The following is a 26,166-nucleotide window of genomic DNA, read 5'->3' as shown; positions in this document are numbered from 1 at the left end:
GGAAACCACATGCAGGGACCACATGCAGGGAGCCGCCCGGTGCTCACCGACAACAACCCGCCCGCCGACGATCACGCAGCCGAGGTCGAGGCGCTCAACCGGCGTTATCCGCGATGGACCATCTGGTTCGGGCTCGCCACCCGGCGCTGGTGGGCGCTCCCGCCGCGCGAGCAGGACATCGGCGGCTTCGTCGAGGCCGTCACCCCGCAACGGCTGATCGCCGGCATCGAGGCACATCCGGCGCATCCGGCGGGCTCGGACGGCCGTTGGCCCGCCCCCGCCCACCAGGTCCCGTACCCCGATACCCAGCACGTTCCGCACCGGCCCGCGCGGCATGCCGCCCGCGACTCCCGGCAGGATGTGCGGCGTCCCTCGAATCTCCTCCGGCTCGAGGGAGTCACCCCGCCGCCGGCCCGCCGGGTCCCGGTGGTCGCGTGGCCGGGCGGCGTCACCAGGTGACCCGCTGCCCCCGGCCCGGCCACGCCCCACCGGCGCCGCCGCGGCCCCGGGACGAGTGAGCGCGCCACGTCCCTCCCCGACCTCCGGCAGTGGCGCGGAGCACGGCACCCACCGCTCGCCCGGGGCCGCCGCGGTCCCCTACCGCCGCGCGCCCGGCGCGGAATCGGCACCGCCGAAACCGCCTGTCACGTTTTGCGGTCAGATTCGGTGTCGCGACGCTTCGCCATTTCGCTGAATAATGCGGCATCGCGGCGCGACGACCATGGATCCGGGTGAAGAATTCCGTCGCCGCCGACGATCGGATCGTCCGAAACGGCCCGGCGGGCCGCCGCGCGTCCCTCTCCGGCGCCGGCTACGCCCGGGTACGCTGCGACGATGACACCGGTCTCCCCCTCCGGCCGCGAGGTTCGCCGCCCCGCCGGGGGCTCGCCGCGGCTACGCTGCGCCGGAGTGTTCGGCGGTGACCGGCGCGGTCCGGCGGAGGTTGTGGGAGAGGTATGAGCCAGTCTGGTCCCGTGGGCGGAGTGTCACGGTCGCTGCGCGGGGCGACCCGGTCGCTGCGTGGGCGGGCCGGCCGTTACCGGCTCGCCGCCGCCCTGGCGGTGCTCCTGGCGGTGGCGCTGATCGTGGTCTCGGCCGGGCGCGACGGGGACGGCGTGCCGGCCGGCACGGTGCGGGCCGCGCAGACGCTCGGGCCGACCGAGGGCGCGCTCAGCCTGGTGACCTGGCCCGGACTGGTGGAGAACGGCGGCAGCGACGAGCGCGTCAACTGGGTGGCCCCCTTCGAGGAGCGCACCAGTTGCCGGGTCTCCATCAAGCAGGTGTCCACCGCGCAGGAGCTGGTGGACCTGATGTCCAACTCCGACCGGCGCTACGACGGCGCCCTGGCGCCCCCCGAGGCCGCCGGGCGGCTGATCGACACCGGCCACGTGGCCCCGGTGAACCCCGACCTCGTCGACGGCTACAAGCGGCTGGAGCCCCGGCTGCGCGCGCTGCTCAAGCGGGCGGACACGGTCTACGGGGTGCCGTACGTGTGGGGCTCCAACCTGCTCATGTACGACCAGCGGGCGGTGCAGCCCGCCCCCACCGGCTGGGCGGACCTGTTCGATCCGGACCGGGCCCAGCGGTACGGCGGCCGGCTGGTCATGCGCGACACCCCGCTGGCCCTCGCCGAGGCGGCGCTGTACCTGCGCTCGAAGCGCAAGTCGCTGGACATCACCGACCCCTACGCGCTGACCCGCGAGCAGCTCGACGCGGCGGCCAAGGTGGTGCGCGAGCAGCGCCCGTACGTGAAGTCCTACTGGACGCAGCCGGCCGACGCGGTCAGCGCCTTCGCCGGCGGCGAGGCGGCCATGGGCCAGGTCTCCTCCTACCAGCTGGACGTGCTGAGCAGGGCCGGCCGTCCGGTGGCCGGCGTCGTGCCCAGGGAGGGTGTGACCGGCTGGGCCAACTCCTGGCTGGTCGGGGCGCGGGCCGAGCACCCCAACTGCATGTACGAGTGGCTGAAGTGGACGTCCTCGCCGGACGTGCAGCGGCAGGTGGCCGAGTGGGCGGGGGTGGCGCCGGCCAACCCGCAGGCGTGCGAGGGGGACCGGCTCAAGAGTTCGTTCTGTGCGACCTACCAGGTCGGCGACGACGCCTACCTGAAGAAGGTGATCTTCGCTCGGACGCCCACCCGGGACTGCGACGGCGAGCGGCGCGACGAGTGCACCGACTACGCCGAGTGGACCCGGGCCTGGCAGGAGGCCCGCGGCCTGACCCGATGAGCCCGATGAGCCCGCTGACCTCGATCGGCCTCGGGGCCGGGCGGCGGCGGACATGAGGGAAGGGCGCGTCCGACCGCCCCCTGTCGAACGCGCCCTCCCTTGGAGCCGGGTGTTCTGGGTAACCCCCCGAAAACCCAGAACACCCTCCTGGGTGGAGCGATCAGCGGTGTGTCACCGCTTCTCCCGGGGCCGGGCCGCTGACCGGCCGGCCGGCCCCTCCTTCCGGTTCCGCCGGGCGAGGGCTGGGCAGGGCGGGTGCGCAATCGTCGCACGCGAACACCCCTGAGCCGTTCGGCAGGCAACCGGCGCGCACGCGCGGACGCGGCCACCGCTTGTGGCAGACGACACAGGCGTCGCCGTCGCGCTGCACGGCGCTCAGTGCGCCGGGGTCGAACATCAGCTCGCCCGTACGGCTCATTGCTCACCTCCCCCGGAGACGGGACCGGTTAACGTGATTCCTTTATAGGCGTCCGGCCGTGTCCGTGCCGTTATACCGCCGCCAAGTCCCGGCAAAAACACCGTTAGTGCGCCGGTCACGGCTCGTGTCGCCCTACCGCCGCAGGTCACGGCAGGGTAGCGCGTGTTCCGGCACGGTCGCGCAGACCCCGGTGACTGGGAGGTTTGCCGGTCCTTGCCGGTCTTGTGGCGCCGCCGTCCCCGCGGTCGGGACGGAGTTTTCCCAGGCGGGACAGGGGAACCCACAGGTGCGTGATCGAGCGATGGAGCCGTGACTGGTGGATGATCGCGGTGCGCGGCGTGGTGGCGATCCTGTTCGGTCTGGCGGCCTGGGTCTGGCCCGGCATCACGCTCCTGGCGCTGGTGCTCCTGTTCGGCGCCTATGCGCTGGTGGACGGGATCTTCGCGCTGGTGGCCGCGTTCCGCGGGCGCCCCGGCGGCTCGCGGACCTGGCTGGCGGTGACCGGGGCGGTCGGGGTGGCGGCCGGCGTGCTGGCCTTCCTGTGGCCGGGGGTCACCGCGCTGGTGCTGCTGATGCTGATCGCCGCGTGGGCGGTGGTGACCGGGGTCTTCGAGATCGTGGCCGCCATGGCGCTGCGCCGGGAGATCGAGGGCGAGTGGTGGTACGCGGCCGGGGGTGCGATCTCGGTGCTGTTGGGGTTCCTGCTGTTCATCTGGCCGGTCAGCGGGGCGCTGGCGGTGGTGTGGCTGATCGGCCTGTTCTCGATCCTGTTCGGCGCCGCCCTGGTCACCCTGTCGCTGCGGCTGCGGCAGCAGGCGACCGCCGCGCGGCCCGGCGGCACCGCGGCGGCCCGGCCCTGACCGGAGCCCTGACCGGATGGCGGGTCCGGTCAGTCCCGCAGGTGCTTCTCGAAGCAGAGGCTGAGGGCGTTGCCCTGGTACGGGCCGAAGGCGGGGATGCGGCGGTAGCCGCTGGACTGGTAGAGGCCGATCGACTCCGGCTGCAGGTCGCCGGTCTCCAGCCGCAGGGTCCGCACGCCCCGGCCGCCGGCCAGCCCCTCCAGGGCGTCCAGCAGCCCGCGGGAGATGCCCTGCCCGCGGTGGGCGGGCCGCACGTACATACGGGTCACCTCGGCCACGCGCGGCTCCAGCGGCTTGAGCCCTCCGCAGCCCACCGGCTCGTCGCCGACCCGGGCCAGCAGGAAGTCGATCTGCGGATCGATCCCGCTGGGGGCCTCACCGGCACCGGGGTAGCGGGCCTCGATCTCGGCCTGCTGCTCGGCGCACAGCGCGATGACGGCCGGGTGGTAGGGGGTCGCGGGGGCGATGTCGACGATCACGGTGATTTGTTTCACGATGTGACCGTACGTCCGGCTTGTTAGCCGGATGTTACAAAACTGTGACCGTCAGGTCAGTCCTTACCTGCCGGACGGTAACGCCGACCGGCGCGTCCGGCCGCGCTCCAGCGCCTTGTCACCTGCGGGGCACCTGAGGGTCACCTGCGGGTCGCCTGATGCCGGGCCGCGGATACTGGCACGTTTCGGTACGTTCCGGCACCGGAAAGTTACGCTTCGGTGGGGTAGTGGGACAGGTCCCAAGAAGGCGGAAAATCCATCCCAAGACGGGCCCGTGCCTCGGATCCGCCCATCGGCGGCGGGGTGCGGGCGGTCACGGCACGGACGGGACAATGGGCAGCATGATGGCTGCCTCCTCACAGACCTCCTCCAGCGCCTCCTCCGGCGGTTCCGGCGCCTCCGGCCGGCGCGACGTGGTGCTGCTGGGCTCCACCGGTTCGATCGGGACCCAGGCCCTGGACGTGATCCGCCGCAACCCGGACCGGTTCCGGGTGACCGGGCTGGCCGCCGGCGGCGGGCGGGTGGACCTGCTGGCCGCCCAGGCGCTGGAGTTCCGCCCCGAGGTGGTGGCGGTGGCGCGGGCTTCGGCGGCCCAGGACCTGCAACTGGCCTTCTACGCCGAGGCGCAGCGGCACGGCTACAGCTCCGGCGACTACCAGATCCCCAAGATCGTGGCCGGTCCGGAGGCGGTGGCCGAGGTGGCGGCCTGGCCGTGCGACCTGGTGCTGAACGGGGTGACCGGCGCGCTGGGCCTGGCCTCCACGCTGGCCGCCCTGGACGCCGGCCGGACGCTGGCGCTGGCCAACAAGGAGTCGCTGATCGTCGGCGGGCCGCTGGTCAAGGAGCGGGCCACGCCCGGCCAGATCGTCCCGGTCGACTCCGAGCACTCGGCGCTGGCCCAGTGCCTGCCGGGCTGGCGGTACGGCGAGGACGCGGCCACCCGGCGGGTGCGCAGGCTGGTGCTGACCGCCAGCGGCGGGCCGTTCCGCGGCCGCACCCGCGCCGAACTGGCCGGGGTGACCCCCGAGCAGGCGCTGGCCCACCCCACCTGGGACATGGGGCCGGTCGTCACGATCAACTCGGCCACCCTGGTCAACAAGGGCCTGGAGGTCATTGAGGCGCACCTGCTGTTCGACCTGCCCTTCGACCGGATCGAGGTGATGGTGCACCCGCAGTCGGTGATCCACTCCATGGTGGAGTTCACCGACGGCTCCACCATCGCGCAGGCCAGCCCGCCGGACATGCGGCTGCCGATCGCGCTGTCGCTGACCTGGCCGGACCGGCTGCCGGAGGCGGCGCCCGCGCTCGACTGGACGAAGGCGCACACCTGGGAGCTGCTGCCGCTGGACGACGAGGCGTTCCCGGCGGTGGCGCTGGCCCGGCACGTCGGCGGGCTCGGCGGCACCGCGCCCGCCGTCTACAACGCCGCCAATGAGGAGTGCGTGGAGGCCTTCCGCGCGGGCCGGTTGCCGTTCACGGGGATAGTGGACACCGTCGCGCGGGTAGTCAACGAGCACGAGGTGGCCACCGCGGGCGTCACCCTCGACGACGTGCTCGCCGCCGACGCCTGGGCCAGGGCGCGCGCCCGCGAGCTGACCTGACCCGCCGGTCCGGGGGCCGCTCCCGGACCCCGCGGGCGGGGACCGGGCGATCCCCGCCCCGCCGTGGCCGCCAGGGACCTGCCGACCGCCCGGCCGTGGCGGGCGAAGGGGAGGACGATGGCCTATCTCCTCGGCGTCGTGGCGTTCGTCGCCGCGCTGGTGCTGTCGGTGGTGCTGCACGAGGCCGGTCACCTGGTCACCGCCAAGCGCTTCGGGATGAAGGCCACCCAGTTCTTCGTCGGGTTCGGGCCCACCCTGTGGTCGCGGCGGCGCGGCGAGACCGAGTACGGCGTCAAGGCGATCCTGCTCGGCGGCTTCGTGCGGATCGTCGGCTACACCACGCTGGAGCCGATCGACGAGGCCGACCGGCCCCGCGCGTTCCACCGGCAGCCCGCCCGGCGGCGCGCGGTGGTGATCGCCGCGGGCGTGGCGGCGAACTTCGCCTTCGCGTTCGTCCTGCTGACCGTGCTGGCGACGGCGGTCGGGGTGCGCGACCCGGGCACCGCCACCAACACCGTCCAGCGGGTCGGCGCCTGCGTGCCGGCGAGCCTGGGCGCCGGATGCCGGGAGGGCGATCCGCCGTCCCCGGCAAGGCAGGCGGGACTGCGGGCCGGTGACCGAATCGTCTCGTTCGCCGGCACGCCGATCGCCGACTGGGAGCAACTGCGCGCGGCGATTCGGGCGGCGCGTCCCGGGCGGACCGTGCCGGTGGTGGCCGAGCGGGACGGAACACGGCAGACCCTCCAGGTCAGGCTCGCCGAGGTGGACCGGGAGCCGTTCCTGGGGGTGACGGCGCGGGTCGTCGGCGCGGGGTACGACCGGCTCGACCCCGGCGCGGCGGTGGTCTTCGCCGCCCGCGGGATCGGCCTGGCGGTCGCGCAGATGGGCCGGGCCCTGGCCGCCCTGCCCGCCGCGCTGCCGGACCTGTTCTCCCCGGAACGAGGGCAGAGCACCGGCGGCCAGGTCGGCAGCGTGGTCGGCGCCGGGCAGACGTCGGGCGAGATCTTCGCCTCCGGCGGCTCCTGGCGCGACAAGGTCGCCGCCTACCTGGCCCTGGTGGCGTCGATCAACGTCTTCCTGGGCGCGCTCAACGTGCTGCCGCTGCTGCCGCTGGACGGCGGCCACCTGGCGGTGGTCGGCTACGAGCGGCTGCGGGCCCGCATCGCCCGCGCCCGGGGCCGTCCCGACCCCGGACCGGTGGACATCACCCGGCTGCTGCCGGTGACCTATCTGGTGCTGCTGTTGCTTTTGGGACTGGGGATACTCCTGATAGCCGCGGACGTGCTCAACCCGTTGCAGGTCCCTCCTTGACCGGTGCGGGCATCCTCACCCCGTCCATTCCCCCGTGGCGCTTAGGCTTGGAGCCGACGCAACCAGATCCGCGATCCCGCAGCTTGAGAAGAGAGCGATGAGCGTTCAACTCGGAATGCCCGCAGTCCGTACCCAGAGTCCCGCCGTGGCCACCCGCCGTAAGTCCCGGCAGGTCATGGTGGGGTCGGTGCCGGTGGGCGGTGACGCGCCGGTGTCGGTGCAGTCGATGACGACCACGCTGACCGCCGATGTGAACGCCACGCTGCAGCAGATCGCCGAGCTGACCGCGGCCGGCTGCCAGATCGTGCGGGTGGCGGTGCCGTCCCAGGACGACGCCGACGCGCTGCCGGCCATCGCCGCCAAGTCGCAGATCCCGGTGATCGCCGACATCCACTTCCAGCCCAAGTACGTGTTCGCGGCGATCGACGCCGGCTGCGCGGCGGTGCGGGTCAACCCGGGCAACATCAAGAAGTTCGACGACCGGGTCGGCGAGATCGCCCGCGCGGCCAAGGACGCGGGCGTGCCGATCCGGATCGGCGTCAACGCCGGGTCGCTGGACAAGCGGCTGCTGGCCAAGTACGGGCGGCCGACCCCCGAGGCGCTGGTGGAGTCGGCGCTGTGGGAGTGCTCGCTGTTCGAGGAGCACGACTTCCGCGACATCAAGATCTCGGTCAAGCACAACGACCCGGTGGTGATGATCGAGGCCTACCGGCAGTTGGCCGCCCGGTGCGACTACCCGCTGCACCTGGGGGTGACCGAGGCCGGGCCGGCGTTCCAGGGCACCATCAAGTCGGCGGTGGCGTTCGGCGCGCTGCTCAGCGAGGGCATCGGGGACACCATCCGGGTGTCGCTGTCGGCACCTCCGGTCGAGGAGGTCAAGGTCGGCACCGCGATCCTGGAGGCGCTGGGGCTGCGCGAACGCGGCCTGGAGATCGTGTCCTGCCCGTCGTGCGGCCGCGCCCAGGTGGACGTCTACACCCTGGCCGAGGAGGTCACCGCGGGGCTGAAGGGCTTCCCGGTGCCGCTGCGGGTGGCCGTGATGGGCTGCGTGGTCAACGGCCCCGGCGAGGCCCGCGAGGCCGACCTGGGGGTGGCCTCCGGCAACGGCAAGGGCCAGATCTTCGTCAAGGGCGAGGTCATCAAGACCGTCCCCGAGTCGCAGATCGTGGAGACCCTGATCGAGGAGGCCATGCGCATCGCCGAGGAGATGGGCGTCGAGGTCGACCCGGAGGCCGGGGACGGCGCCGCCCAGGTCGTCGTCTCCTGACGCGCTCGCGGGGCGTTCCGGTCCCGCGTGACGTCCTGCTCCCGCGACCGCCGCGGTCGTTGTCGTGAGCTCGGGACCCCGGTCGAGGACCGGGGTCCTCGCTCGTTGCGGCGGGGGCATTCCGAACGAAGCGGAGACCGCCGAGGTTTCCGATGATCTGTCACGATTCCGCAACTGTCCCTTTAACCTCTTCTGTCAGAAGTGCGCCTGACACCACAATCTCCACCTGTTGCCCAGCGGAGCTCATCCCGAGCCCCGCGCGACAGAGGGAGTCATGTGAGAAGGCTCGTGCTCGTCACGGCCGCGGCGTCCCTGGGGGCCGGCCTGCTGGCCGCCGTCCCCGCGGGTGCGGCGGTCACCGCAGCCCCCACGGTCACGTGGGGCAAGTGCGAGGTCAGCGGCCCTAACGACCCCATGAACAAGGCCGAGTGCGCCCAGGTCGCGGTGCCGCTCGACCACCGCAGGCCGAACGGTCGGAAGATCTCCATCGCGATCTCCCGGGTCAAGGCCACCGACCGGCGCAACTACCAGGGCGTGCTGCTGATCAACCCGGGCGGACCGGGCGGCAGCGGGCTGGCCTACTCGGCGGGTCTGGCGCGCTGGCTGGCGGACGTCGGCCACCCCGAGACCGCCGCCCGCTACGACATCATCGGCTTCGACCCGCGCGGCGTGGGCTCCAGCAAGCCGGCGATCACCTGCGACCCGAACTACTTCAAGCCGGTGCGGCCGGACTACAACCCGGCCAATGCCGCCCAGGAGAAGGCCTGGCTGAACAAGTCCAAGCGGTACGCCGACGCGTGCGCCAAGAAGTTCGGCTGGATGCTGCCGCACATGCGCACCACCGACGCGGCCCGCGACATCGACGTGATCCGCAAGGCGCTCGGCAAGCAGAAGATCAGCTACTACGGCTTCTCGTACGGCACCTACCTCGGTGCCACCTACGGCACGCTGTTCCCCAAGCGGGTCAAGCGGATGGTGCTCGACGGGAACGTCAACCACAAGGAGGTCTGGTACCAGGGCCAGCTCTCCCAGAACGCGGCGTTCGAGCGCAACATGAAGCTGTGGTGGCGCTGGATCGCCAAGTACCACTCGGTCTACAAGCTGGGCACTACCCAGGCCGCGGTCGAGAAGCGGTACTACGCGATCCGCGCCCAGGCCAAGAAGAGCCCGATCGGCGGCATGGTCGGCCCGTCCGAGCTGGACGACATCATGTTGACCGCCGGCTACAGCACCGGCTGGTACACGGTGCTGGCCACCGCGCTGTCGGACTGGGCGAACCGCAAGGACGCCGAACTGCTGCTCGCCCTGGTCAACCCCGGCGGTGAGGACAACGACTTCGCCGTCTACAACGCCGTGCAGGCCGCCGACGCCAAGTGGCCGGTCAAGTGGTCCAAGTGGCACAACGACGCGGTGCGGACCTACCCCAAGGCGAAGTTCAACACCTGGAACAACGTCTGGTTCAATGCCCCCGTCCACTTCTGGAAGGTCAAGGGCGGTCCGGCCGTCAAGCTGAACGGCAAGGGCATGCCCGGGGTGCTGCTGGTGCAGTCCGAGCTGGACGCCGCCACGCCGTACCAGGGCGGTCTGGAGATGCACAAGGTGCTGCCCTCGTCCCGACTGCTGGTCGAGCTGGGCGGCAAGACCCACTCCAACACCCTCAACGGCAACGCCTGCCTCGACAACAAGGTGGCCGCCTACCTGAACTCCGGTAAGCTGCCCGCCTCCAAGAAGGGGCCGGACGCCTACTGCAAGGCCGTCCCGGCGCTCAACAACCCCGACCCGACCGCGGTGTCGGCCACCTCCTCGGTGCCGGGCAAGGATCTGCCGGTCGGCATCCGGTAAGTCCTCCTTCATCGCGGAAAACCCGAAGGGTCACCGGTACCATCCGGGGCCCTTCGGGTCGTTTTCGGGCCGAATCGCGGCACATGCGCGATTGCGTTAACCGCGTGGCCAGGGCGGATACAACAGCGGCGTGTTGAGGAATCCGCCTTCGAGGAAGACAGCCGGGCTGCTGGCCTGCGTGGCTCTGGGCGGCGGCCTGATCGCCGCGCCCGGTACGGCGCACGCGCTCGCCCCCGCCGTCCATTGGAAACCCTGCCCCGCCAACGACCCCGTCGAGGGCGCCGCGCTCAAGGGCCTGGAATGCGCGAGCATTTCAGTGCCGCTGGACTATTCCAGACCGGACGGGCGGCGGATCACCGTGCCGCTCACCCGGGCCAAGCACACCGGCACCCCGTACCGGGGAGTGATGCTGCTCAACCGGGGCGGGCCCGGCGCGCACGGCCGTGACCTGCCCGCCCTGTTCTCCCGCGCGCTGCCGAAGGAGCTCGCCGCCTCCTACGACTGGATCGGCTTCGACCCTCGCGGGGTGGGCGCCGCCAAGCCCGCGCTGGTGTGCGACACCTCCTACCTCAACCCCGGCCGGGCGCGGCCCGACAGCGTCCCGCGCACCAGGGCCGACGAGGTGGCCTGGACGCAACGGGCCAAGAAGTTCGCCGACGACTGCGCCCGCAAGTACCGCGACGTGCTGCCGTTCATGGGCACCACGAACTGGGTGCGGGACCTGGAGTCGATCCGCGTCGCGCTCGGCCGCAAGAAGATCAACTACTTCGGCTTCTCGTACGGCTCGTACCTGGGCGCCGCCTACGCGACGGCGTACCCGCAGCGGGTGCACCGTATGGTCCTCGACAGCGTGGTCCGGCCCAGCGGCGTCTGGTACGCCAACAACCTCGCCCAGAACGTGGCCTTCGAAAAGCGCATCCAGAGCTTCTTCGACTGGATCGCCCGCAACCACCGCGTGTACGGCCTCGGCCGTACACGTCACGAGGTCGAACGGGCCTACTACACCGTCCGCGGCTCGCTCGCGGACCGGCCCATCAACGGCAGGGTCGGCCCCGACGAACTGGACGACATCTTCCTGACCGACGGCTACTCCACCAACCAGTGGAGCGCCCACGCCAAGGGACTGTCGGACTACGTCGTCCGCAAGGACCCCAAGACGCTGGGCGAGCTGTGGGTCCCGCCCACCAAGCTGGCCCAGAACGGCTACACGATGTACCTGGCGACCGAGTGCCGGGATGCCGCGTGGCCGCGCGACTGGTCCACCTGGAGCGCCGACGCCCACCGTCTGTACAAGGCAGGCAACCGCTTCGAGACGTGGAGCAACACCTGGTATAACGCGCCCTGCGCCTACTGGCGGACGACGGCAGGCCCGCCGCCCAGGGTGGGCGGCGTCGCCGGCCTGCCGGGAATCCTGCTGGTGCAGGCCTCCGAGGACGCCGCGACTCCGTACGGCGGGGCGCTGGAGACCCATGGGCTCTTCCCCTCGTCCCGGCTCGTGGTCCAGCAGGGCGGAGGCAACCATGGGCTGTCACTGAGCGGTGACAGATGCGTGGACGGCAGTGTCCTGGCCTATCTGCGCGGGGGCACGCTCCCCAGCGACAGGCCGGGCCCGGACCTGGTCTGCGCGCCGCCCGCGCCGCCCAAGCCGACCCTGAAGCAGGTCCGCAAGAAGCGGGCCGGGCACGTTGCCCTCCCCGCGAGCGCGATCATCCACGGGACGTCATAGTCTTGGATGTGTGGTGCCGAAGTGGGTTCGGGGCGGGTAAGCCGTGCGGATGCTGGGGTCGATGCCGGTCCGGGTCCTGGACGACCGGCACCGGGACAGGGTTCTGACGATCCTGGACTCCGACCCGGTCTCCAACGTGTTCGTCAGCTCCCGCGTGCACGCGGTCGGGCTGGATCCGGGCCGGCTCGGCGCCCAGATGTGGGGGTACATCCGTGACGGCCGGCTGAGCGCGCTGTGCTATTCGGGCGCGAACCTCATCCCGATCGCCGCCGACTCCGAGGCGGTGCGGGCCTTCGCCGAGCGGGCCCGCACCCAGGGGCGGCGCTGCTCGTCCATCGTGGGGCAGATCGAGGCCGTGACCGAGCTGTGGGAGCTGCTGGCCCCTTACTGGGGGCGTCCCCGGGCGATCCGCGCGTCCCAGCCGGTGATGGCCACTTCCCGGCCGTCGCCGGTCCCGCCCGATCCCGGGGTGCGGCGGGTGCGGATGGAGGAGTTCGACATCGTCTATCCGGCCTGCGTGTCGATGTTCACCGAGGAGGTGGGCGTTTCGCCGAACGTCGGCGACGGGGGGGCGCTCTACCGCGCCCGGGTGGCGGAGCTGATCCGCGCTGGGCGCTCGTTCGCCCGGATCGAGGACGGCCGGGTGGTGTTCAAGGCCGAGATCGGCGCCGCCACCCCGCACGCCTGCCAGGTGCAGGGCGTGTGGGTGCATCCGGACCTGCGTGGCCGGGGCCTGTCGGTCGGCGGCATGGCGGCGCTGGTGGACGAGTCGCTGCGCACGATCGCGCCGACCGTCTCGCTGTACGTCAACGACTACAACGCCCGCGCCCGCGCCGCCTACCGCCGGGTCGGCTTCACCGAGGTCGACACCTTCATGTCGGTGCTGTTCTGAGCGGTCGTGAGCGGCGCCGCTCAGCGCACCAGCAGGTCCAGCAGCCGCTCCAGCTCCGCCGCTGGGTCCTCGGTGATCCCCGCGTGCACCGGGCCCGGCTGCAGGACCGTGCTGCGCGGCGCGGTCAGCCACCGGAACCGGCTGCCGGGCGACTCCCCGCCCGCCTGACCGGCCTCGTCCCCACCGCGGCAGACGCACTCGACGGCGTGCAGGGCCGAGCGCACCCCGGCCAGGTCGAGCGCCGGGTCCAGAGCCCGCAGCCGCCCCTCGTCCACGTGCAGGCGGCAGCCCAGGAAGTCCACCGCCCGGCAGTGCACCACCACGCCCACGTTCATGCTCTCGCCCCGTTCGGGCCGGGGCACCACCCGCAGCACCGCGTACTCGAAGACGCTCATCCCAGCGGACCGCCCAGCCAACTCGGGCGGCCCGCGCCGGGGCGCGGGGCGGGGGCCGGGCGGCGGCCGCCGGCCGTCAGGTCGGGCAGCCAGGCGCGGGGCTCGGCGGCGCGGGCCGTCAGCAGCTCGACGTAGGCGTCCCGGACGGCCTCGGCGTCGGTGAAGCCGGGCTCGCCGGCCAGCCACGCGTCGGGGACCAGCGCGGTGATCTCGCGCAGCAGTTCCTTGGTCACCTGGGGCAGCAGGGTCTGCTCGGCCTCGGCCAGCCGGGTCGCGTACGGCACCATCACATGGTCGTCCACGTCGTAGGGCCGCAGGACCAGTTTGGCGGCATTGGCCCAGGCGTGGTGAAAGTACAAGCTGGCGCCGTGGTCGATCAGCCACATGTCGCCGTGCCAGACCAGCAGGTTGGGGTTGCGCCAGCTGCGGTCCACGTTGCCGATGAAGGCGTCCAGCCACAGCAGCCGGGAGGCCACGGCCGGGTCGGCCGTCCAGCCCAGCGGGTCGTAGCCGAGCGAGCCGGGCAGGAAGTCCACGCCCAGGTTCCAGCCGGTGCTGGCCTTCAGCAGGTCTTGCACGTCCGGGTCGGGCTCGTGCCGGGCGATCACCGGGTCCAGGTCGATGACCACCAGGTCGGGCACCCGGAAGCCGAGGCGGCGGGCCAGCTCCCCGGCGACGATCTCGGCGACCAGCGCCTTACGGCCCTGCCCGGCGCCGGTGAACTTCATGACATAGGTACCGAGGTCGTCGGCCTCCACGATGCCGGGCAGCGAGCCGCCCTCGCGCAGCGGCGCCACGTACCGGGTGGCGGTCACAAGGGGCAACACGCGTCTCACGCTATCGGGTGGCCGTGCGGGCCGCACCGCCGCGGTGCTCTACCTTGGCTGGTGTGGATGTTCCCGGAGCCGCGCGCCGTCCACGGGCCGGACGGCCCCCGGCCGTTGCGCGCGGCGGCGGCCGAGACGCCTCCGATCGCCCGGCCCGAGACCGTACGGGCGTGAGGCCATGACCCCGGAACTGGTCGACCTGTCGGTGCCGATCGTCACCGGGATGCCCGTCTATCCCGGCGACCCGGCGGTGGTGGTCGCCCAGGCCCTCACGGTCACCAACTCCGGAGTCAACGTGAACCGGCTCCACATGGGCTCGCAGTCAGGCACGCACGTGGACGCGCCGTACCACATCGACGACCACCTGCCACGGCTGGAGCACCTGCCGCTGGAACGCTTCACCGGCCCGGCCGTGGTCGCCGACGCGCGGGGCCGCCCGCCGCGTACGCCCCTCGGCCCGCAAGTGCTGCCGGAGGGGCTGGGGCCGGGCGTCGTGCTGCTGGTCGCCACCGGCTGGTCGGCTCTGTGGGGGTCGCCGGACTATCTCGCCCATCCCTATCTGGCGCCCGAGACCTGCACGGCCATCGTGGCGGCCGGAGTGCGCACGGTCGGCATCGACGCGCTGAGCGTCGACCGCACCCCGGCCGGGGACGAGGAGTTCTCGCTGGCCGCCCACCGGGTGCTGGGCGAGGCCCACGGCGTCATCGCCGAGAACCTCACCGGCCTGGACCGGCTGCTGGAGGCCCAGCGGGCGGGCCGCGCGATCGAGGTCTCGCTGTTCCCGATCAGGTTGTCGGGCGACGGCGCCCCGGTGCGCGCCGTGGCCCGGGTGGCCCCGCCGCCGCACCGGACCTGACGCGCGGCAGCGGGCGGCCGGGCCTCACTTGATCATCGGGAAGCAGGTCCAGACCGGGAAGCGGTGGTACCGGCCCTGCGACGCCCTGATCGTGCCGAGGATCAGGAACACCCACTGCGCGAACATGTGGAACACGGCCAGGGGGGCCACCAGGACGAGCCAGACCGGGTCGTTGGTCACGACCGCCAGCGGGATCGCCACCAGGAACGGCGCCATCACCTGGATGAAGATCGTGATCTGGTAGTTCAGCGCCTGCGCCGCGTGGAACCGGACGAAGGCCGAGCGGTTCTTCCTGGCGAAGTAGATGACCAGCGGCGCGAGGAACCCGAAGATCAGCGTGCCCAGGTAGCACATCAGGCCCCAGGTGGTGTCGTCACCGGTGACCGGGCCGCCCTGCTGCGGGTCCGCCGGCACTCCCGGCGGCCCGTATCCGTACCACTGGTCGTACGGGCCGTGGCCGTACTGGTACTGGTAGCCCGGCGGGGGCACCGGAGGAGTCGGCGGGGGGTTGCCCATGGTGCTGTCCTGGGGGAGTCCGACGGCACGGTCAGGGAGAAATCTACTCCCTGCGATGGCCGGCGGGGTCAGCCGCGGGCCCGGGTGGTCCCGCCGTTGATGTGCAGGACCTGGCCGACCATGGAGATCATCCGCGGGTCGGCCAGGAACGCGACGGCCGCCGCGATCTCCTCGGGGGCGGCGATCCGGCCGAGCGGCACCCGCGCGGCATGGCGGGTGCGGATCACCTCGCGGGTCACCCCCGCCTCGCGGGCGTCGGCCTCCAGCCGGGAGGTGTCGACGACGCCGGGGGCGATGGCGTTCACGGCGATGCCCAGCTGGCCCAGCTCGCGGCCCAGCGACTTGGCCATGGCGATGATCCCGGCCTCGGCCGCCGAGCAGGCGGTGGCACCGGCCCGGCCGGTCACGCCCCACTCGGAGGCGATGAAGATCATGCGGCCGCCGCCGCGTTCGGCCATGCCGGGCAGCACCGCCTGCGCGCAGGCGAACACGCCGCCCAGGTTGGTGTCCACCACCCGCCACCAGTCGTCCGGATCGTGCCGGAGGAACGGGGCCGTCGCCAGGTACCCGGCGACGGTGACCAGAATGCCGATCGGCTCGCCGGCCCGCTCCTCGACCTCGGCCACCATCCGGGCCACGTCCTCGGGGTCGGCGACGTCGGCGGGGACCACCAGGGCGGCGCCGGGCCCGCCCAGCTTGGCGGCGAGCTTGTGCAGCGTCTCCAGCCGCTCTCGGCGGGGCAGGTCGCTCAGGGCGACCAGATGGCCCTCGGAGGCCAGCCGCCGCGCCACCGCCAAGCCCAGTTCGTCGGCGGCTCCGGTGATCAGCGCGACCGCCATCAGATCACCGATCCGGAGTTGGGCGAGAGGACCTCGCCGACGCAGAACGTGCCCTCCTCGACCAGGTAGGCGACGGACAGCGCGACCTCCTCGGGGGAGACCAGCCGCCCGGCCGGCAGCATCCTGACGTAGGAGGGACGCCGCCAGGGCGAGTCGGGCGCCAGCAGCGGGGTGTCGGTGGGGCCGGGCGCGATCGCGTTCACCCGCACCCCGGACGGGGCCAACTCGGCGGCCAGCGCGCGGACCAGCCCGATCACCGTGCCCTTGGCAGCGGAGTAGTGGACGTCGCCGTCGCTGCCGCCGACGGCCAGGTCGGAGGTGAAGCCGATGATGGTGCCGTGGCCGCGGGCGACCATGCCGGGGACGACCGCTCGGCAGACGTTCAGCAGCCCGCCCAGGTGCACCCGCAGCATCCGCAGCCACTCGGTCCAGCCGATGTCGGCCAGCGGCACGATCGCGTAGTGCCCGGCGGCGCACACCGCCGCCTCGACGGGCCCCAGCTCGCGTTCGATCCGGCAGATCGCCGCCCGCACCTGGGCCGGGTCGGACACGTCCAGGGTGACGGCGTGGTGGGCTCCGGTGGACGGGCGCAGGTCCAGGCCCACCGTCGTCCAGCCGCGCTGGGACAGCTCGGTGACGGTGGCGGCGCCGATGCCGCTGGCCGCCCCGGTGACGACCGCGACCCGCGCTCCCGCGATGTCGTCCATGAGTACTCCCTGTTCGCTCGACAAACCCGGCAAACCTGGCATACGTGCAGGTGGTAGGGGTTTTGCGCGATCGTTGGAGGACAGGACGACGAACGGGAAGGTGCGTGGTGGAGTCCGCCAAGGCCGCAGGGACGCGCCGTTCGCGCGGCCGGCTCGGAACGAGAGGGTGAGCGCTGTGACCGGCGAGGTGCGCGGGCTGCGCCTGACGGTGCGGGATCTGCTGGAGGTGCCCCGGTTCCGGCTGCGGCTGGTGGCCGGGGCCGCCGGGCTGGACCGCCCGGTGCGCTGGGCCCACTCCACCGAACTGCTGGACCCGAGTTCCTACCTGCGCGGCAACGAGGTGGTGCTGACGGTCGGCGCCTCGCTGAGCGATCCCGGGCGGTGCGTCGAGTTCGCCCGGGCGGTGAGCGCCGGCAACGCCAGCGCGATCGGGTACGGCATCGGCGACGTGACCGCACAGGTGCCGCGGGCGTTGGCGGAGGAGTGCGAACGGCTGGGCCTGCCGTTGCTGGAGGTGCCTCAGGAGGTGCCGTTCCCCAGCTTCACCGAGTGGCTGGCCGAGCGGCTGGCGGCGACGCGTGAGGAACGGCACGACCGGGAGGAGATGGGGCGGCTGCTGGGACTGGTCCGGGACGGTCTGGCCCTGCCGGAGGCGCTGCGCGACCGGGTGGAGCGGGCCGGGCTGAGCGGCGAGACGCTGGTGGCGATGGCGGTGCCGGTGCGGGTGCTGCCCGAGGGTGTGGACGCCGGCGTCGGCGGGCTGCTCGGTTTCGAGGACGGGACCGCGGTGCTGGTGGTGGACGGCGAGGAGCGGGCGGTCACGCTGGCGAAGACGTGGAGCGGCCCGGCCGGCGTCGGCAGCCCGGGGCGGCTGAAGCACCTGCCGCGCAGCATCTCCGAGGCGTGCACCGCCCTGGAGTCCGCCCGGCGGTCGGGTGGAGTGGTCCGCGCGGCCGACCTGGCCACGTTCCAAGTGCTGCTGGAACGCCTGGACCCCGAGTGGCTCACCCCGTTCGTGGACCAGATCGCCCGCCCGTTGGCCGACCACGACGTCGCGCACAGCGGCCGGCTGGTCGAGACGCTGCGGGCGTTCCTGGCGACCGGCGGCTCGGTCGGCGCCGCCTCTCGCTCCCTGGACCTGCACCCCAACACGCTGCGGCACCGCCTGTCCCGGATCGAGGCGATCACCGGCCGCAACCCGCTGTCCTTCGAGGACCGCATAGCCCTGGCGGTGGCCATGCGGGCGGTCCCGCGCTCCTGAGCCTGCCCGCTCCGGGGGTGCGGCCTGTCCGGCCTGTCCGGGACGTCCGGCTGTGGTCCGGCCGTGGGCATCTTCTAGAATCCCGTTCGACAGGAGTGCGGTGGGCGGTGGGAGGGTGCATGACCGAGGCGCGGGCGGCCATGGGCCGGATCTTCCGGGCGCGCGAGCCGCGCGGGCTCGGCGAGGAGCGGGTCGAGGGGCTGGCGGAACTGGCCGCCCGGGTGCGGGAGCTGACCGAGGCCGTGGTGCTGACCGACGTGGACGACGCCGAGGTCGCCGCCGTCGCCGCGCAGGTCGCCGAGCTGACCGCCCGGCTGAACACCGCCCGCAGGCAGGAGCCGCCGTCGATCGAGTTCGGTGCGGACGGGGCGTTCCGCCACCTGGCCGGCCCGGTGACCGGGCGGCTCAACCCGATCGCCCCGCCGGTGGAGGTCGCCGTGCACGAGGACGGCACCGTCCGCGGGGTGTTCACGCTGAACGCGGTGTACGAGGGTCCGCCCGGATGCGTGCACGGCGGCGTGGCGGCGCTCGTCCTCGACCACGTGCTCGGCATGGCGGCCGCCGCCAACGGTACGCCCGGCATGACCGCCACGCTGGACATGCGCTACCGGCGGCCCACCCCGCACGGTGTCCCGCTGACCGTCGAGGCCAAGGCGGTCCGGTCGGAGGGGCGCAGGACCTTCGTCGAGGCGCACATCACCGGGCCCGACGGAAAGGTGACCGTCGAGGCCACCGGCATGTTCGTGCGGCCGGTGCACTGAGCGCACGGGGCCTGCCGCGGGCGGCGTCCCGGCGGACCCGAAATGTTTTTCTCGCTCCGTGAACTACAGCGGGAACAATCGCCATGAGCCAGGCAGAGGCCCACATAGTGGTCTACGGTGCCGACATGGCGACTGTGCTCGTAGTGGAGGACGATCCCAACGTCCGGGCGGCGTTGATCCGGGAGCTGGGCGCCCGCTCCCATACGGTGCGCAGCGCGGGCACCGCGATGGACATGCTCCGGGAGATCGCGCGCAACCCGCCGGACCTGGTCGTGCTGGACCTGGGGTTGCCCGACCTGGACGGCGCCGAGGCGCTGAAGATGCTGCGCGGCGTCTCCGACGTGCCGGTCATCATCGCCACCGCCCGCGACGACGAGACCGAGATCGTCCGGCTGCTGAACGCCGGCGCCGACGACTACCTGGTCAAGCCGTTCACCGCCGAGCATCTCGGCGCCCGGCTGTCGGCGCTGCTGCGGCGGGCCGGCCGGGCCGGGCCGGTGATGCGGCTGGCGGTCGGCGGCCTGCACATCGACGTGGACCGCCGCGAGGCCGCGCTGGACGGCAGGCCGCTGGAGCTGACCCGCCGCGAGTTCGACCTGCTGGCCTACCTGGCGGCCCGCCCCGGCCGGGTGGTGTCGCGCCGCGAACTGCTCGCCGAGGTGTGGCACCAGGCCTACGGTGACGACCAGACCATCGACGTGCACCTGTCCTGGCTGCGCCGCAAGCTGGGCGAGACCGCGGCGTCCCCCCGTTACCTGCACACCGTCCGCGGGGTCGGGGTCAGGCTGGCCGCCCCGGCCGCCCCCGAGCCGGAGACCGCACCGGACGTCTCATGAGGCGCGCGCTCGGCCTGGTGGCCCTGGCCGTCACCGCCATGGTGGCGCTGGCCTTCCTGATCCCGCTGGCCTTCACCGTCCGGGAGATCACCCGGGACCGGGCGCTGAACGCCGCCGAACGCGAGGCGGCCTCGATGGGGCCGGTGCTGTCGCTGTCGATCAAGCCCGGCGACGTCGAGCGCGCCATGTCCGCCACCGAGACCGGGGCCTCCGGGCGGATGTCGGTGCACCTGCCCGACGGCACCGTGTTCGGCACCGACCGGGCCGACGCCGAGGCGGTCACCGAGGCCGCCCGCCGGGGCGGCGTCTCCACCGTCGAGGTCACCGGCGGGCATGTGGTGCTTCAGCCGGTCGCGCTGGCCGACAGCCAGGTCGCCGTCGTGGAGGTGTTCCTGCCCGGCGGCGAGCTCACCCAGGGGGTGTGGAGCGCCTGGCTGGCGATGGCCGCGGTGGGCGTGGTGCTGGTCGCCGGATCGGTGGTCGCCGCCGACCGGATGGGCACCCGGGTGGTGCGCGCCACCCAGCGGCTGGCCGACGCCGCCGCCGCGCTCGGCGAGGGCGACCTGAGCGTGCGCATCGAGCCCGAGGGCCCCCCGGAGCTGGTGGAGGCCGGGTTCGCCTTCAACGCCATGGCCGACCGGGTCACCCAGCTGCTGGCCGCCGAACGAGAGATGGCCGCGGACCTGTCCCACCGGCTGCGCACCCCGCTGGCCGCACTGCGCCTCAACGTCGAGGCGCTGGACGCCGGCCCGGTCGGCGACCAGACCCGTGACGCCGTCGACCAGCTCGAACGCGAGATCGACCTGATCATCCGCGCCGTCCGTACCCCCACCGGCCGCGGCAGTTGCGACGCCGCCCGGGTGCTGCGCGAACGGGTCGCCTTCTGGTCGGCCCTGGCCGAGGACGAGGGCCGCAACTGCGAGCTGATCGGCGCCGACCAGAAGGCCCCCGTCCCTCTTCCCGCCGCCGAGCTGGAGGCCGCGGTGGACGCCCTGCTCGGCAACGTCTTCCGGCACACCGCCGAGGGCACCGACTTCGTCGTCACCCTGCACGTCGGCGAGGGCGTCACCGGCATCCTGGTCGCCGACGCCGGCCCTGGCATCGACGACCCCGAGGCCGCCCTGGAACGCGGCCGCAGCAGCCGCGGCTCCACCGGCCTGGGCCTGGACATCGCCCGCCGCGCCGCCGAGTCCACCGGCGGCTATCTGCGCATCCACCGCTCCGTCCTGGGCGGCGCCCAGATCCAGATCTGGCTGCGCACCGGCGAACGCCCCACCCCGCGCCGCTCCCGCCGCTCTCGCCGCCGCCAGCGCGTCTGAGAACGCGACCGCGGTACGCCGCGCCGTCGAGGGAACGCCCTGCGCGCTTTCACGCGCGCGCTCGAATCAGCAAAAGCCCAGGTCATGATGGGCCTTCCGGGTCCTCCAGAGGAACCGCGCGCAATCCGGTCGCCGGCACGGCGGGCCGTTGACAGCTTCCCGGCCGCCCTGTGCTCGTTGCGGACGGTGCCGTGCCGCCGTACTCTTCCGCCTCGATGAGTCACTACTTTCGCTGATCTCTGGCGAAAGAGTATGGGCAAGTCGAAGATGTCGCCCTATATTACGTCACAGAGCAGCGTTACCTTCGTGACGTTCCAGCGAACAAGACCCCACATCCGTCGATTGATGTCAGCCACCCCTGCGATGCCTTACCCCCACCCCGCCGAACGCGGCGCCCTCACCGAGATGGGCAGGCTATGTCAAGACATCCCCTATTGTCCGTTTTGCTGACCATTGCACTCGCCTCCTTCGTCGTCGTACCCGGTCAAGCGCACGCGGAGGTGCCGCCCCAGGAGCCGGGCGTCACCCTGCGCACCTACGACGTCCAGGCCGAACTGTCCAAGCTCTGCACGCTCAAGCCCGGTCAGACGCCCAACGTGGACAAGCTGATGCCCACGATCGACTGGACCTCTGACGCCGACTTCGGCTTGACCGACATGTTCGTCACCGAGGTCATCGGCAACCTCCGCATCGCCACCGCGGGCACCTACGAATTCCGGCTCACCAGCGACGACGGCTCCCGGCTGCGCATCGACGACACCGTCGTGATCACCAACGACGGGCGGCACGGGGCGATCTCCGTGGACGGCACGATCACCCTGACCGCCGGCTACCACGCGCTGCGCGTCGACCACTTCGACCACCTGTACGGCCAGCGGCTCAAGCTGGAGTGGAAACCGCCCGGGTCCTCGGGGTTCACCGTCGTGCCGAACTCGGTGTTGAGCACGGACGCGGACGTGGTGCGGGTCACCGGCCCCGGGCGCAAGGAGTGCGAGAGCGGCGCCGACTCCCCGGGCGACGGGCTGCCGCTGACGTCGGTGCATCCCGACTTCACGCTCACCGACCTGCGGCCGAACGGTTTCCAGCCGCAGGTGAGCGCGATGGACTGGCTGCCCGACGGCCGGTTGGCGATCGCCACGTGGGGCGGCTCGGACACCAAGCTCGGTGAGGTCTACCTGCTCGACAACGTCACGGGCAAGACCTCACCCGCGCAGGTGACCACCAAGAAGATCGCCAGTGGGCTGCAGGAGCCCATGGGCATCAAGTACGTGGACGGCAAGCTCTACGTGTCGGAGAAGTCCCGGCTGGTGGAGCTGAACGACACCGACGGCGACGAGGTCGCCGACGACCTCAGGACCGTGGCGAGCTGGCCGTTCGGCGGCAACTTCCACGAGTTCGCGTTCGGGCTGCTCTACCGTGACGGCCACTTCTACCTCAACCTCTCCGTCGCCATCAACTACGGCGGCGCCACCACCGACCCGCAGCCGGCGCGCGACCGGGGCACGACCATCAAGATCAACAAGGACACCGGCAAGGTCGAGTACATCGCCGGCGGTCTGCGCACGCCCAACGGGCTCAACTGGGGCCCGGGCGGTGAGCTGTTCGTCATGGACAACCAGGGCGGCTGGCTGCCCGCCTCGAAACTGGTCCACATCAAGCAGGGCCGGTTCTTCAACCACTACACCAACCCGGACGGTCCGTTCGACAACAACATGGTGAGCCAGCCCGCGCTCTGGCTGCCGCACAACGAGATCGCCAACTCCCCCAGCACCCCGCTGGTCATGGAGGAGGGCAGGTTCGCCGGGCAGATGCTGTTCGGCGACGTCACCTACGGCGGGATCCAGCGTGCCTACCTGGAGAAGGTCGACGGCGAGTACCAGGGCGCGGTCTTCCGCTTCACCCAGGGACTTGAGGCGGGGGTCAACCGCATCAGCCTGGGACCCGACGGCGCCATCTACGCCGGAGGCCTCGGCGCCGGCGGAAACTGGGGCCAGCCGGGCAAGCTCACCTACGGCCTGCAGAAGCTGACCCCCGGCGACGACAAGGCGTTCGACATCCTGAGGATGCGCGCGATCGAGGGCGGCTTCGAGCTGGAGTACACCCAGCCGCTGTCGGCGGAGACGGCCGAGTCGCTGGCGGCCAAGTATCAGCTCACCCAGTGGCGGTACGCCGCGGCCTCCACCTACGGCGGCCCCAAGGTGGATGAGGAGCCGCTGACCGTCACCTCCGCGAAGCTGGACTCCAAGAGGAAGAGGGTCACGCTCAAGATCGCCGGTCTCAAGCCGGGGCGCGTGGTGCATCTGCGGTCACCGCGTCCGTTCAGCTCGGCATCAGGGCAGTCGCTGTGGAGCACCGAGGCCTGGTACACGCTCAACTCGCTGGTCGGCGGCTCGACGACGGACACCACCTACGAGGCGGAGAGCGCCTCACACAGCGGCGGCGCGAAGCTGGGCACCGACCACCCGAGCTACTCGGGAAGCGGCTTCGTCGACGGCTACTGGACCGAGGGCGCGACCACGCAGTTCGCCGTACAGACGGACAGGGACGGCACGTACCACGTGGGCCTGCGCTACTCCAATGGCCCCAACCCCGCACCCGGCACCAAATCTCTGAGCGTGTACGTCAACGGGACCAAGGTCAGGCAGGTGCCGCTGCCCAGCACGGAAACGTGGGACCAGTGGGCCACCAGGATCGAACCGCTCACGTTGAAGGAAGGCGTCAACACCATCGCCTACAAGTACGACAGCGGCGATAAGGGCAACGTCAACCTGGACTCCATCACCGTGGCCGCGCGGCCGGTGTTCGAGGCGGAGAAGGCCCAGCTGAGCGGTGGCGCGAAGGTGAGCAAGAACCATCAGGGCTACACCGGCAAGGGCTACGTCGACGGCTACACGGCCGCGGGCGCGAGCACCTCGTTCACCCTGTGGGCGGACTCGACCGGCATGCACAACGTCGGGCTCCGCTACGCGGCCGGCGCCGGTACGTCGGTGAGCGTGTACGTCAACGGTGACAAGGTCAGGCAGGTGCGGCTGGCCAGTACCGGCGGCTGGGACGACTGGGCCGTTCAGACGGAGGCGCTCAACCTGAAGCGGGGTTCGAACACCATCGTTTACAAGTACGACTCCGGCGACACGGGACAGGTCAGCCTCGACCACATCACCGTGTCGGAGGCGCACCGGATCACCCTGTTCGACGGGTCCAACCTGGCGGCGTGGGAGAAACGGTCCGGCGGGACGGCGACCTGGCCGATCGCGAACGGCTCCATGGAGTCCTACGGCGGCGACATCCGTACCCGGCAGACATTCGGCGACTTCAAGCTCCACGTCGAGTGGTACGAGCCGGACTACCCGCCGGACGTGACCGGGCAGCAGCGCGGCAACAGCGGCATCTTCCTCCAGGAACGCTACGAGGTGCAGGTCCTCGAGTCGTACGGTGACACCACACCGGCCAACAACGAGGCGGGCGCGATCTACTCCAAGCGCGCGCCCGACCGCAACATGGCCACCGCCCCGGGAACGTGGCAGACCTACGAGATCACCTTCCGCGCGGCCCGCTACACCAGCGCGGGAGTGAAGGTCGACAACGCGCGGGTGACGGTCGTCTGGAACGGCGAGGTGGTGCACGACGACGTGGCCATCGACGGCGGCACGGGGGACCACATCCCGGAGAGTGCGGCGTCGGGCGGGATCCGCCTCCAGGACCACGGCGACCCTGGTGAGAATCCCCGCTTCCGCAACGTGTGGATCGAACCCGTCTCCTGACCTCATCCGGCACGGCAGGCCGTCCCGCCTTCGCGTGGGTCGGCCTGCCGTGTCATGAGCGCGCCGCGATGCCCTCGTGCTGGACGATCGGCAGGCCGGGTCGCGGATACGTGCGCCGACGGCGCGATCCACCGTGCACGATCCACGACTGCCACGTCCGTAAAGGAGCCGCACACCACGGCCCGACGACCGCAAGATCACCTATCGAGAAGTCTCCACGATTTCAGAGGATCGCCACCTGCCGCGCGACAGAACCGCGGATGAGGACGTGAAACCGGTCGAATAGGGCTGTCGTAAGGGCTGCTCAGCGGCTTTGGTCCTGTATGTGGTGTCCGACATGGGAAAGCTCCCCCCTCGGGGAGCCGGGGCCAAGGTGGTCGGGCCTAACTCGATCCCAGCCGGCTCCCTCGACTCGCTGCAGCGGTTGAAATCGGAGTTTCTGCAGGTGAAGCGCCCTTAGAACGGTTTATCGGCAGCTTGTCGAATAGGGTTGTCGTAAGGGCTGCTCAGCGGTGGCTTAAACGAGGATTAAGAGGCTTCTGCGGTGGGGTGGGGGTGCCTAACGTTGGGGGTGTCGGAAAGGCGAGACCACGGAGGTACACCGGCTGGAGTGAGAGCGAACGTCGACTGAGGTTCCCGACTCAGGTTCCTGACTGAGGCTGGGCGGCCGGCCCGTACGACCCAAACCCCGCTCTTGGGTCGCACGGGCCGGCCGTCTTTTTCGGCGGTGGGCCGGGGCGCGGCGGAGCGCGGGTCGCCTGGCCTGTGTCCGGGGATCGGGGATGGTCCTCTCGCGGGCGGGGGCTTCTTTCCCGGGGTCAGGGGTCGCGGGGGAGGGCGCCGTTCAGGAGAAGGCGGAAGGCGTCGGCGGTGCCGGAGGCGCTGTCGTCGCCGAGGGACAGGCGGCGGATGGCCAGGCCGAAGAGCATGGCGACGACGGCGGGGGCGTGCCGTTCGGCGTCGGGGATGCCCAGGGCGGTCAGCACGGCGGCGGCCAGGTGGTCGTAGGCCGCGATCGAGCGGGCCGAGGCGTCGCGCACCTCGGGGTCGCGGGCCGAGTGCAGATGCAGTTCCAGGTTGGCGATCTGCTCGGGGCCGTAGGCGAAGTCGACGATGGCCTTCTGGACCTCCTCGGCGACCTGGTCGAGGACGATGCCGGTGCCGCGGAGACGTTCGACGTGGCCGGTGATGCGGACGATCTCGGTGTCCACGAAGGCGCGCAGGCTCTCCCGCAGCAGGTCGGTCTGACTGGGGAAGTGGTAGGTCAGCGAGCCCAGCGAGACCCCGGCCGCCTTGGCGACCGCGCGGTTGGTGACCGCGCCGACGCCCTGCTCGCCGATGAGCCGCAGGGTGGCGCGCAGGATCCGGTCGCGCGCTGCTACGGGTGTGTTCATCGTGGACCAGTGTCTCGTACCGGGACGGTGGGTCTTTCACCTCTCTTTGCCTGTTGTT

At 71.8% G+C, this 26,166-nt stretch carries 22 protein-coding genes; 15 read left to right on the top strand and 7 right to left on the bottom strand.

Going from position 1 to position 26,166, the window contains the following annotated elements:
- The first annotated feature begins 39 nt into the window (after positions 1–39).
- From C4U03_RS18970 to C4U03_RS18955, 3 genes are all read left to right on the top strand, one after another.
- Complete coding sequence (locus C4U03_RS18970) at positions 40–459, top strand: hypothetical protein (RefSeq protein WP_235017961.1); 420 nt, start codon at positions 40–42, stop codon at positions 457–459.
- 497 nt (positions 460–956) lie between these two features.
- Positions 957–2,225: an ABC transporter substrate-binding protein gene (locus C4U03_RS18965; protein WP_103939114.1), complete on the top strand. Its 1,269-nt coding sequence runs from the start codon at positions 957–959 to the stop codon at positions 2,223–2,225.
- Between the two features lie 708 nt (positions 2,226–2,933).
- Entirely contained in the window at positions 2,934–3,503 is a 570-nt protein-coding gene (locus tag C4U03_RS18955; protein WP_103939112.1) for an HdeD family acid-resistance protein, read from the top strand.
- Positions 3,504–3,532: 29 nt separating this feature from the next.
- Here C4U03_RS18955 and C4U03_RS18950 read toward each other — a convergent pair whose 3' ends face one another.
- Positions 3,533–3,997: a GNAT family N-acetyltransferase gene (locus C4U03_RS18950; protein WP_235017960.1), complete on the bottom strand. Its 465-nt coding sequence runs from the start codon at positions 3,995–3,997 to the stop codon at positions 3,533–3,535.
- Positions 3,998–4,341: 344 nt separating this feature from the next.
- On the opposite strand from C4U03_RS18950, the gene dxr reads away from it, so the two are divergent.
- From dxr to C4U03_RS18920, 6 genes are all read left to right on the top strand, one after another.
- Positions 4,342–5,598, top strand: coding sequence for a 1-deoxy-D-xylulose-5-phosphate reductoisomerase (gene dxr, locus C4U03_RS18945; RefSeq protein ID WP_200827324.1), 1,257 nt, complete (start codon positions 4,342–4,344; stop codon positions 5,596–5,598).
- A 117-nt stretch (positions 5,599–5,715) separates the two neighbouring features.
- A complete protein-coding gene (locus tag C4U03_RS18940) occupies positions 5,716–6,909 on the top strand; it encodes a M50 family metallopeptidase (protein ID WP_103939110.1) in 1,194 nt (397 codons plus the stop codon).
- Between the two features lie 97 nt (positions 6,910–7,006).
- The gene (gene ispG, locus C4U03_RS18935; protein ID WP_103939109.1) at positions 7,007–8,176 is read left to right on the top strand and encodes a flavodoxin-dependent (E)-4-hydroxy-3-methylbut-2-enyl-diphosphate synthase; all 1,170 of its coding nucleotides are present in this window, start codon (positions 7,007–7,009) and stop codon (positions 8,174–8,176) included.
- Between the two features lie 276 nt (positions 8,177–8,452).
- Positions 8,453–10,018, top strand: a complete 1,566-nt coding sequence (locus C4U03_RS18930) for an alpha/beta hydrolase (RefSeq protein WP_235017959.1) — start codon at positions 8,453–8,455, stop codon at positions 10,016–10,018.
- 130 nt (positions 10,019–10,148) lie between these two features.
- Positions 10,149–11,744, top strand: a complete 1,596-nt coding sequence (locus C4U03_RS18925; protein ID WP_235017958.1) for an alpha/beta hydrolase — start codon at positions 10,149–10,151, stop codon at positions 11,742–11,744.
- Positions 11,745–11,793: 49 nt separating this feature from the next.
- Positions 11,794–12,636 (top strand): GNAT family N-acetyltransferase, encoded by an 843-nt coding sequence (locus tag C4U03_RS18920; protein ID WP_103939171.1) that lies wholly within the window; start codon positions 11,794–11,796, stop codon positions 12,634–12,636.
- A 20-nt stretch (positions 12,637–12,656) separates the two neighbouring features.
- On the opposite strand, the gene C4U03_RS18915 is transcribed toward C4U03_RS18920, so the two are convergent.
- On the bottom strand, positions 12,657–13,031 hold the full coding sequence (locus C4U03_RS18915) for a DUF3037 domain-containing protein (protein ID WP_103939108.1): 375 nt from the start codon (positions 13,029–13,031) through the stop codon (positions 12,657–12,659).
- A complete protein-coding gene (locus C4U03_RS18910) occupies positions 13,028–13,858 on the bottom strand; it encodes a HipA family kinase (protein WP_103939107.1) in 831 nt (276 codons plus the stop codon). The genes C4U03_RS18915 and C4U03_RS18910 overlap by 4 nt, the downstream gene beginning before the upstream one ends.
- Positions 13,859–14,036: 178 nt before the next feature.
- On the opposite strand from C4U03_RS18910, the gene C4U03_RS18905 reads away from it, so the two are divergent.
- Positions 14,037–14,714 (top strand): cyclase family protein, encoded by a 678-nt coding sequence (locus tag C4U03_RS18905; RefSeq protein ID WP_103939106.1) that lies wholly within the window; start codon positions 14,037–14,039, stop codon positions 14,712–14,714.
- 24 nt (positions 14,715–14,738) lie between these two features.
- Here the strand turns inward: C4U03_RS18905 and C4U03_RS18900 are convergent, their stop codons facing one another.
- The 3 genes from C4U03_RS18900 to C4U03_RS18890 all read right to left on the bottom strand — a co-directional run bounded on the left by C4U03_RS18900 (position 14,739) and on the right by C4U03_RS18890 (position 16,776).
- Positions 14,739–15,230 (bottom strand): DUF4870 domain-containing protein, encoded by a 492-nt coding sequence (locus C4U03_RS18900; RefSeq protein ID WP_103939105.1) that lies wholly within the window; start codon positions 15,228–15,230, stop codon positions 14,739–14,741.
- 68 nt (positions 15,231–15,298) lie between these two features.
- Entirely contained in the window at positions 15,299–16,069 is a 771-nt protein-coding gene (locus C4U03_RS18895) for an SDR family NAD(P)-dependent oxidoreductase (protein ID WP_103939104.1), read from the bottom strand.
- Positions 16,069–16,776 carry an SDR family NAD(P)-dependent oxidoreductase gene (locus C4U03_RS18890; RefSeq protein WP_103939170.1) on the bottom strand — a complete coding sequence of 236 codons (708 nt, stop codon included), beginning with the start codon at positions 16,774–16,776 and terminating at the stop codon, positions 16,069–16,071. Before C4U03_RS18890 ends, C4U03_RS18895 begins: the two co-directional genes overlap by 1 nt.
- Positions 16,777–16,942: 166 nt before the next feature.
- Here C4U03_RS18890 and C4U03_RS18885 point away from each other — a divergent pair, with 166 nt between their 5' ends.
- The 5 genes from C4U03_RS18885 to C4U03_RS18865 all read left to right on the top strand — a co-directional run bounded on the left by C4U03_RS18885 (position 16,943) and on the right by C4U03_RS18865 (position 24,714).
- A complete protein-coding gene (locus C4U03_RS18885) occupies positions 16,943–18,037 on the top strand; it encodes a PucR family transcriptional regulator (RefSeq protein WP_160147037.1) in 1,095 nt (364 codons plus the stop codon).
- Positions 18,038–18,156: 119 nt separating this feature from the next.
- Positions 18,157–18,798, top strand: a complete 642-nt coding sequence (locus C4U03_RS18880; protein ID WP_103939102.1) for a PaaI family thioesterase — start codon at positions 18,157–18,159, stop codon at positions 18,796–18,798.
- A 125-nt stretch (positions 18,799–18,923) separates the two neighbouring features.
- Entirely contained in the window at positions 18,924–19,634 is a 711-nt protein-coding gene (locus tag C4U03_RS18875; protein WP_103939169.1) for a response regulator transcription factor, read from the top strand.
- Positions 19,631–20,953, top strand: a complete 1,323-nt coding sequence (locus C4U03_RS18870) for a sensor histidine kinase (protein WP_103939101.1) — start codon at positions 19,631–19,633, stop codon at positions 20,951–20,953. The genes C4U03_RS18875 and C4U03_RS18870 overlap by 4 nt, the downstream gene beginning before the upstream one ends.
- Before the next feature lie 443 nt (positions 20,954–21,396).
- A complete protein-coding gene (locus tag C4U03_RS18865) occupies positions 21,397–24,714 on the top strand; it encodes a family 16 glycoside hydrolase (protein ID WP_200827314.1) in 3,318 nt (1,105 codons plus the stop codon).
- 818 nt (positions 24,715–25,532) lie between these two features.
- On the opposite strand, the gene C4U03_RS18860 is transcribed toward C4U03_RS18865, so the two are convergent.
- Positions 25,533–26,108, bottom strand: a complete 576-nt coding sequence (locus C4U03_RS18860) for a TetR/AcrR family transcriptional regulator (RefSeq protein WP_103939168.1) — start codon at positions 26,106–26,108, stop codon at positions 25,533–25,535.
- Positions 26,109–26,166: the final 58 nt, after the last annotated feature.

The sequence above is a fragment of the Thermomonospora echinospora genome (assembly GCF_900108175.1).
In the GTDB taxonomy this organism is placed as follows: Bacteria; Actinomycetota; Actinomycetes; order Streptosporangiales; family Streptosporangiaceae; genus Thermomonospora; species Thermomonospora echinospora.
This window is presented reverse-complemented; position numbering and strand designations above follow the sequence as displayed.

What these genes read in the sequence shown, in the direction of transcription:
- C4U03_RS18965 (WP_103939114.1), top strand. Translation starts at nt 957, where the DNA reads ATGAGCCAGTCTGGTCCCGTGGGCGGAGTGTCACGGTCGCTGCGCGGG.
- dxr (WP_200827324.1), top strand. Translation starts at nt 4,342, where the DNA reads ATGGCTGCCTCCTCACAGACCTCCTCCAGCGCCTCCTCCGGCGGTTCC.
- C4U03_RS18940 (WP_103939110.1), top strand. Translation starts at nt 5,716, where the DNA reads ATGGCCTATCTCCTCGGCGTCGTGGCGTTCGTCGCCGCGCTGGTGCTG.
- ispG (WP_103939109.1), top strand. Translation starts at nt 7,007, where the DNA reads ATGAGCGTTCAACTCGGAATGCCCGCAGTCCGTACCCAGAGTCCCGCC.
- C4U03_RS18920 (WP_103939171.1), top strand. Translation starts at nt 11,794, where the DNA reads ATGCTGGGGTCGATGCCGGTCCGGGTCCTGGACGACCGGCACCGGGAC.
- C4U03_RS18915 (WP_103939108.1), bottom strand. Translation starts at nt 13,031, where the DNA reads ATGAGCGTCTTCGAGTACGCGGTGCTGCGGGTGGTGCCCCGGCCCGAA.
- C4U03_RS18905 (WP_103939106.1), top strand. Translation starts at nt 14,037, where the DNA reads ATGACCCCGGAACTGGTCGACCTGTCGGTGCCGATCGTCACCGGGATG.
- C4U03_RS18900 (WP_103939105.1), bottom strand. Translation starts at nt 15,230, where the DNA reads ATGGGCAACCCCCCGCCGACTCCTCCGGTGCCCCCGCCGGGCTACCAG.
- C4U03_RS18895 (WP_103939104.1), bottom strand. Translation starts at nt 16,069, where the DNA reads ATGGCGGTCGCGCTGATCACCGGAGCCGCCGACGAACTGGGCTTGGCG.
- C4U03_RS18890 (WP_103939170.1), bottom strand. Translation starts at nt 16,776, where the DNA reads ATGGACGACATCGCGGGAGCGCGGGTCGCGGTCGTCACCGGGGCGGCC.
- C4U03_RS18880 (WP_103939102.1), top strand. Translation starts at nt 18,157, where the DNA reads ATGACCGAGGCGCGGGCGGCCATGGGCCGGATCTTCCGGGCGCGCGAG.
- C4U03_RS18875 (WP_103939169.1), top strand. Translation starts at nt 18,924, where the DNA reads ATGGCGACTGTGCTCGTAGTGGAGGACGATCCCAACGTCCGGGCGGCG.
- C4U03_RS18870 (WP_103939101.1), top strand. Translation starts at nt 19,631, where the DNA reads ATGAGGCGCGCGCTCGGCCTGGTGGCCCTGGCCGTCACCGCCATGGTG.
- C4U03_RS18860 (WP_103939168.1), bottom strand. Translation starts at nt 26,108, where the DNA reads ATGAACACACCCGTAGCAGCGCGCGACCGGATCCTGCGCGCCACCCTG.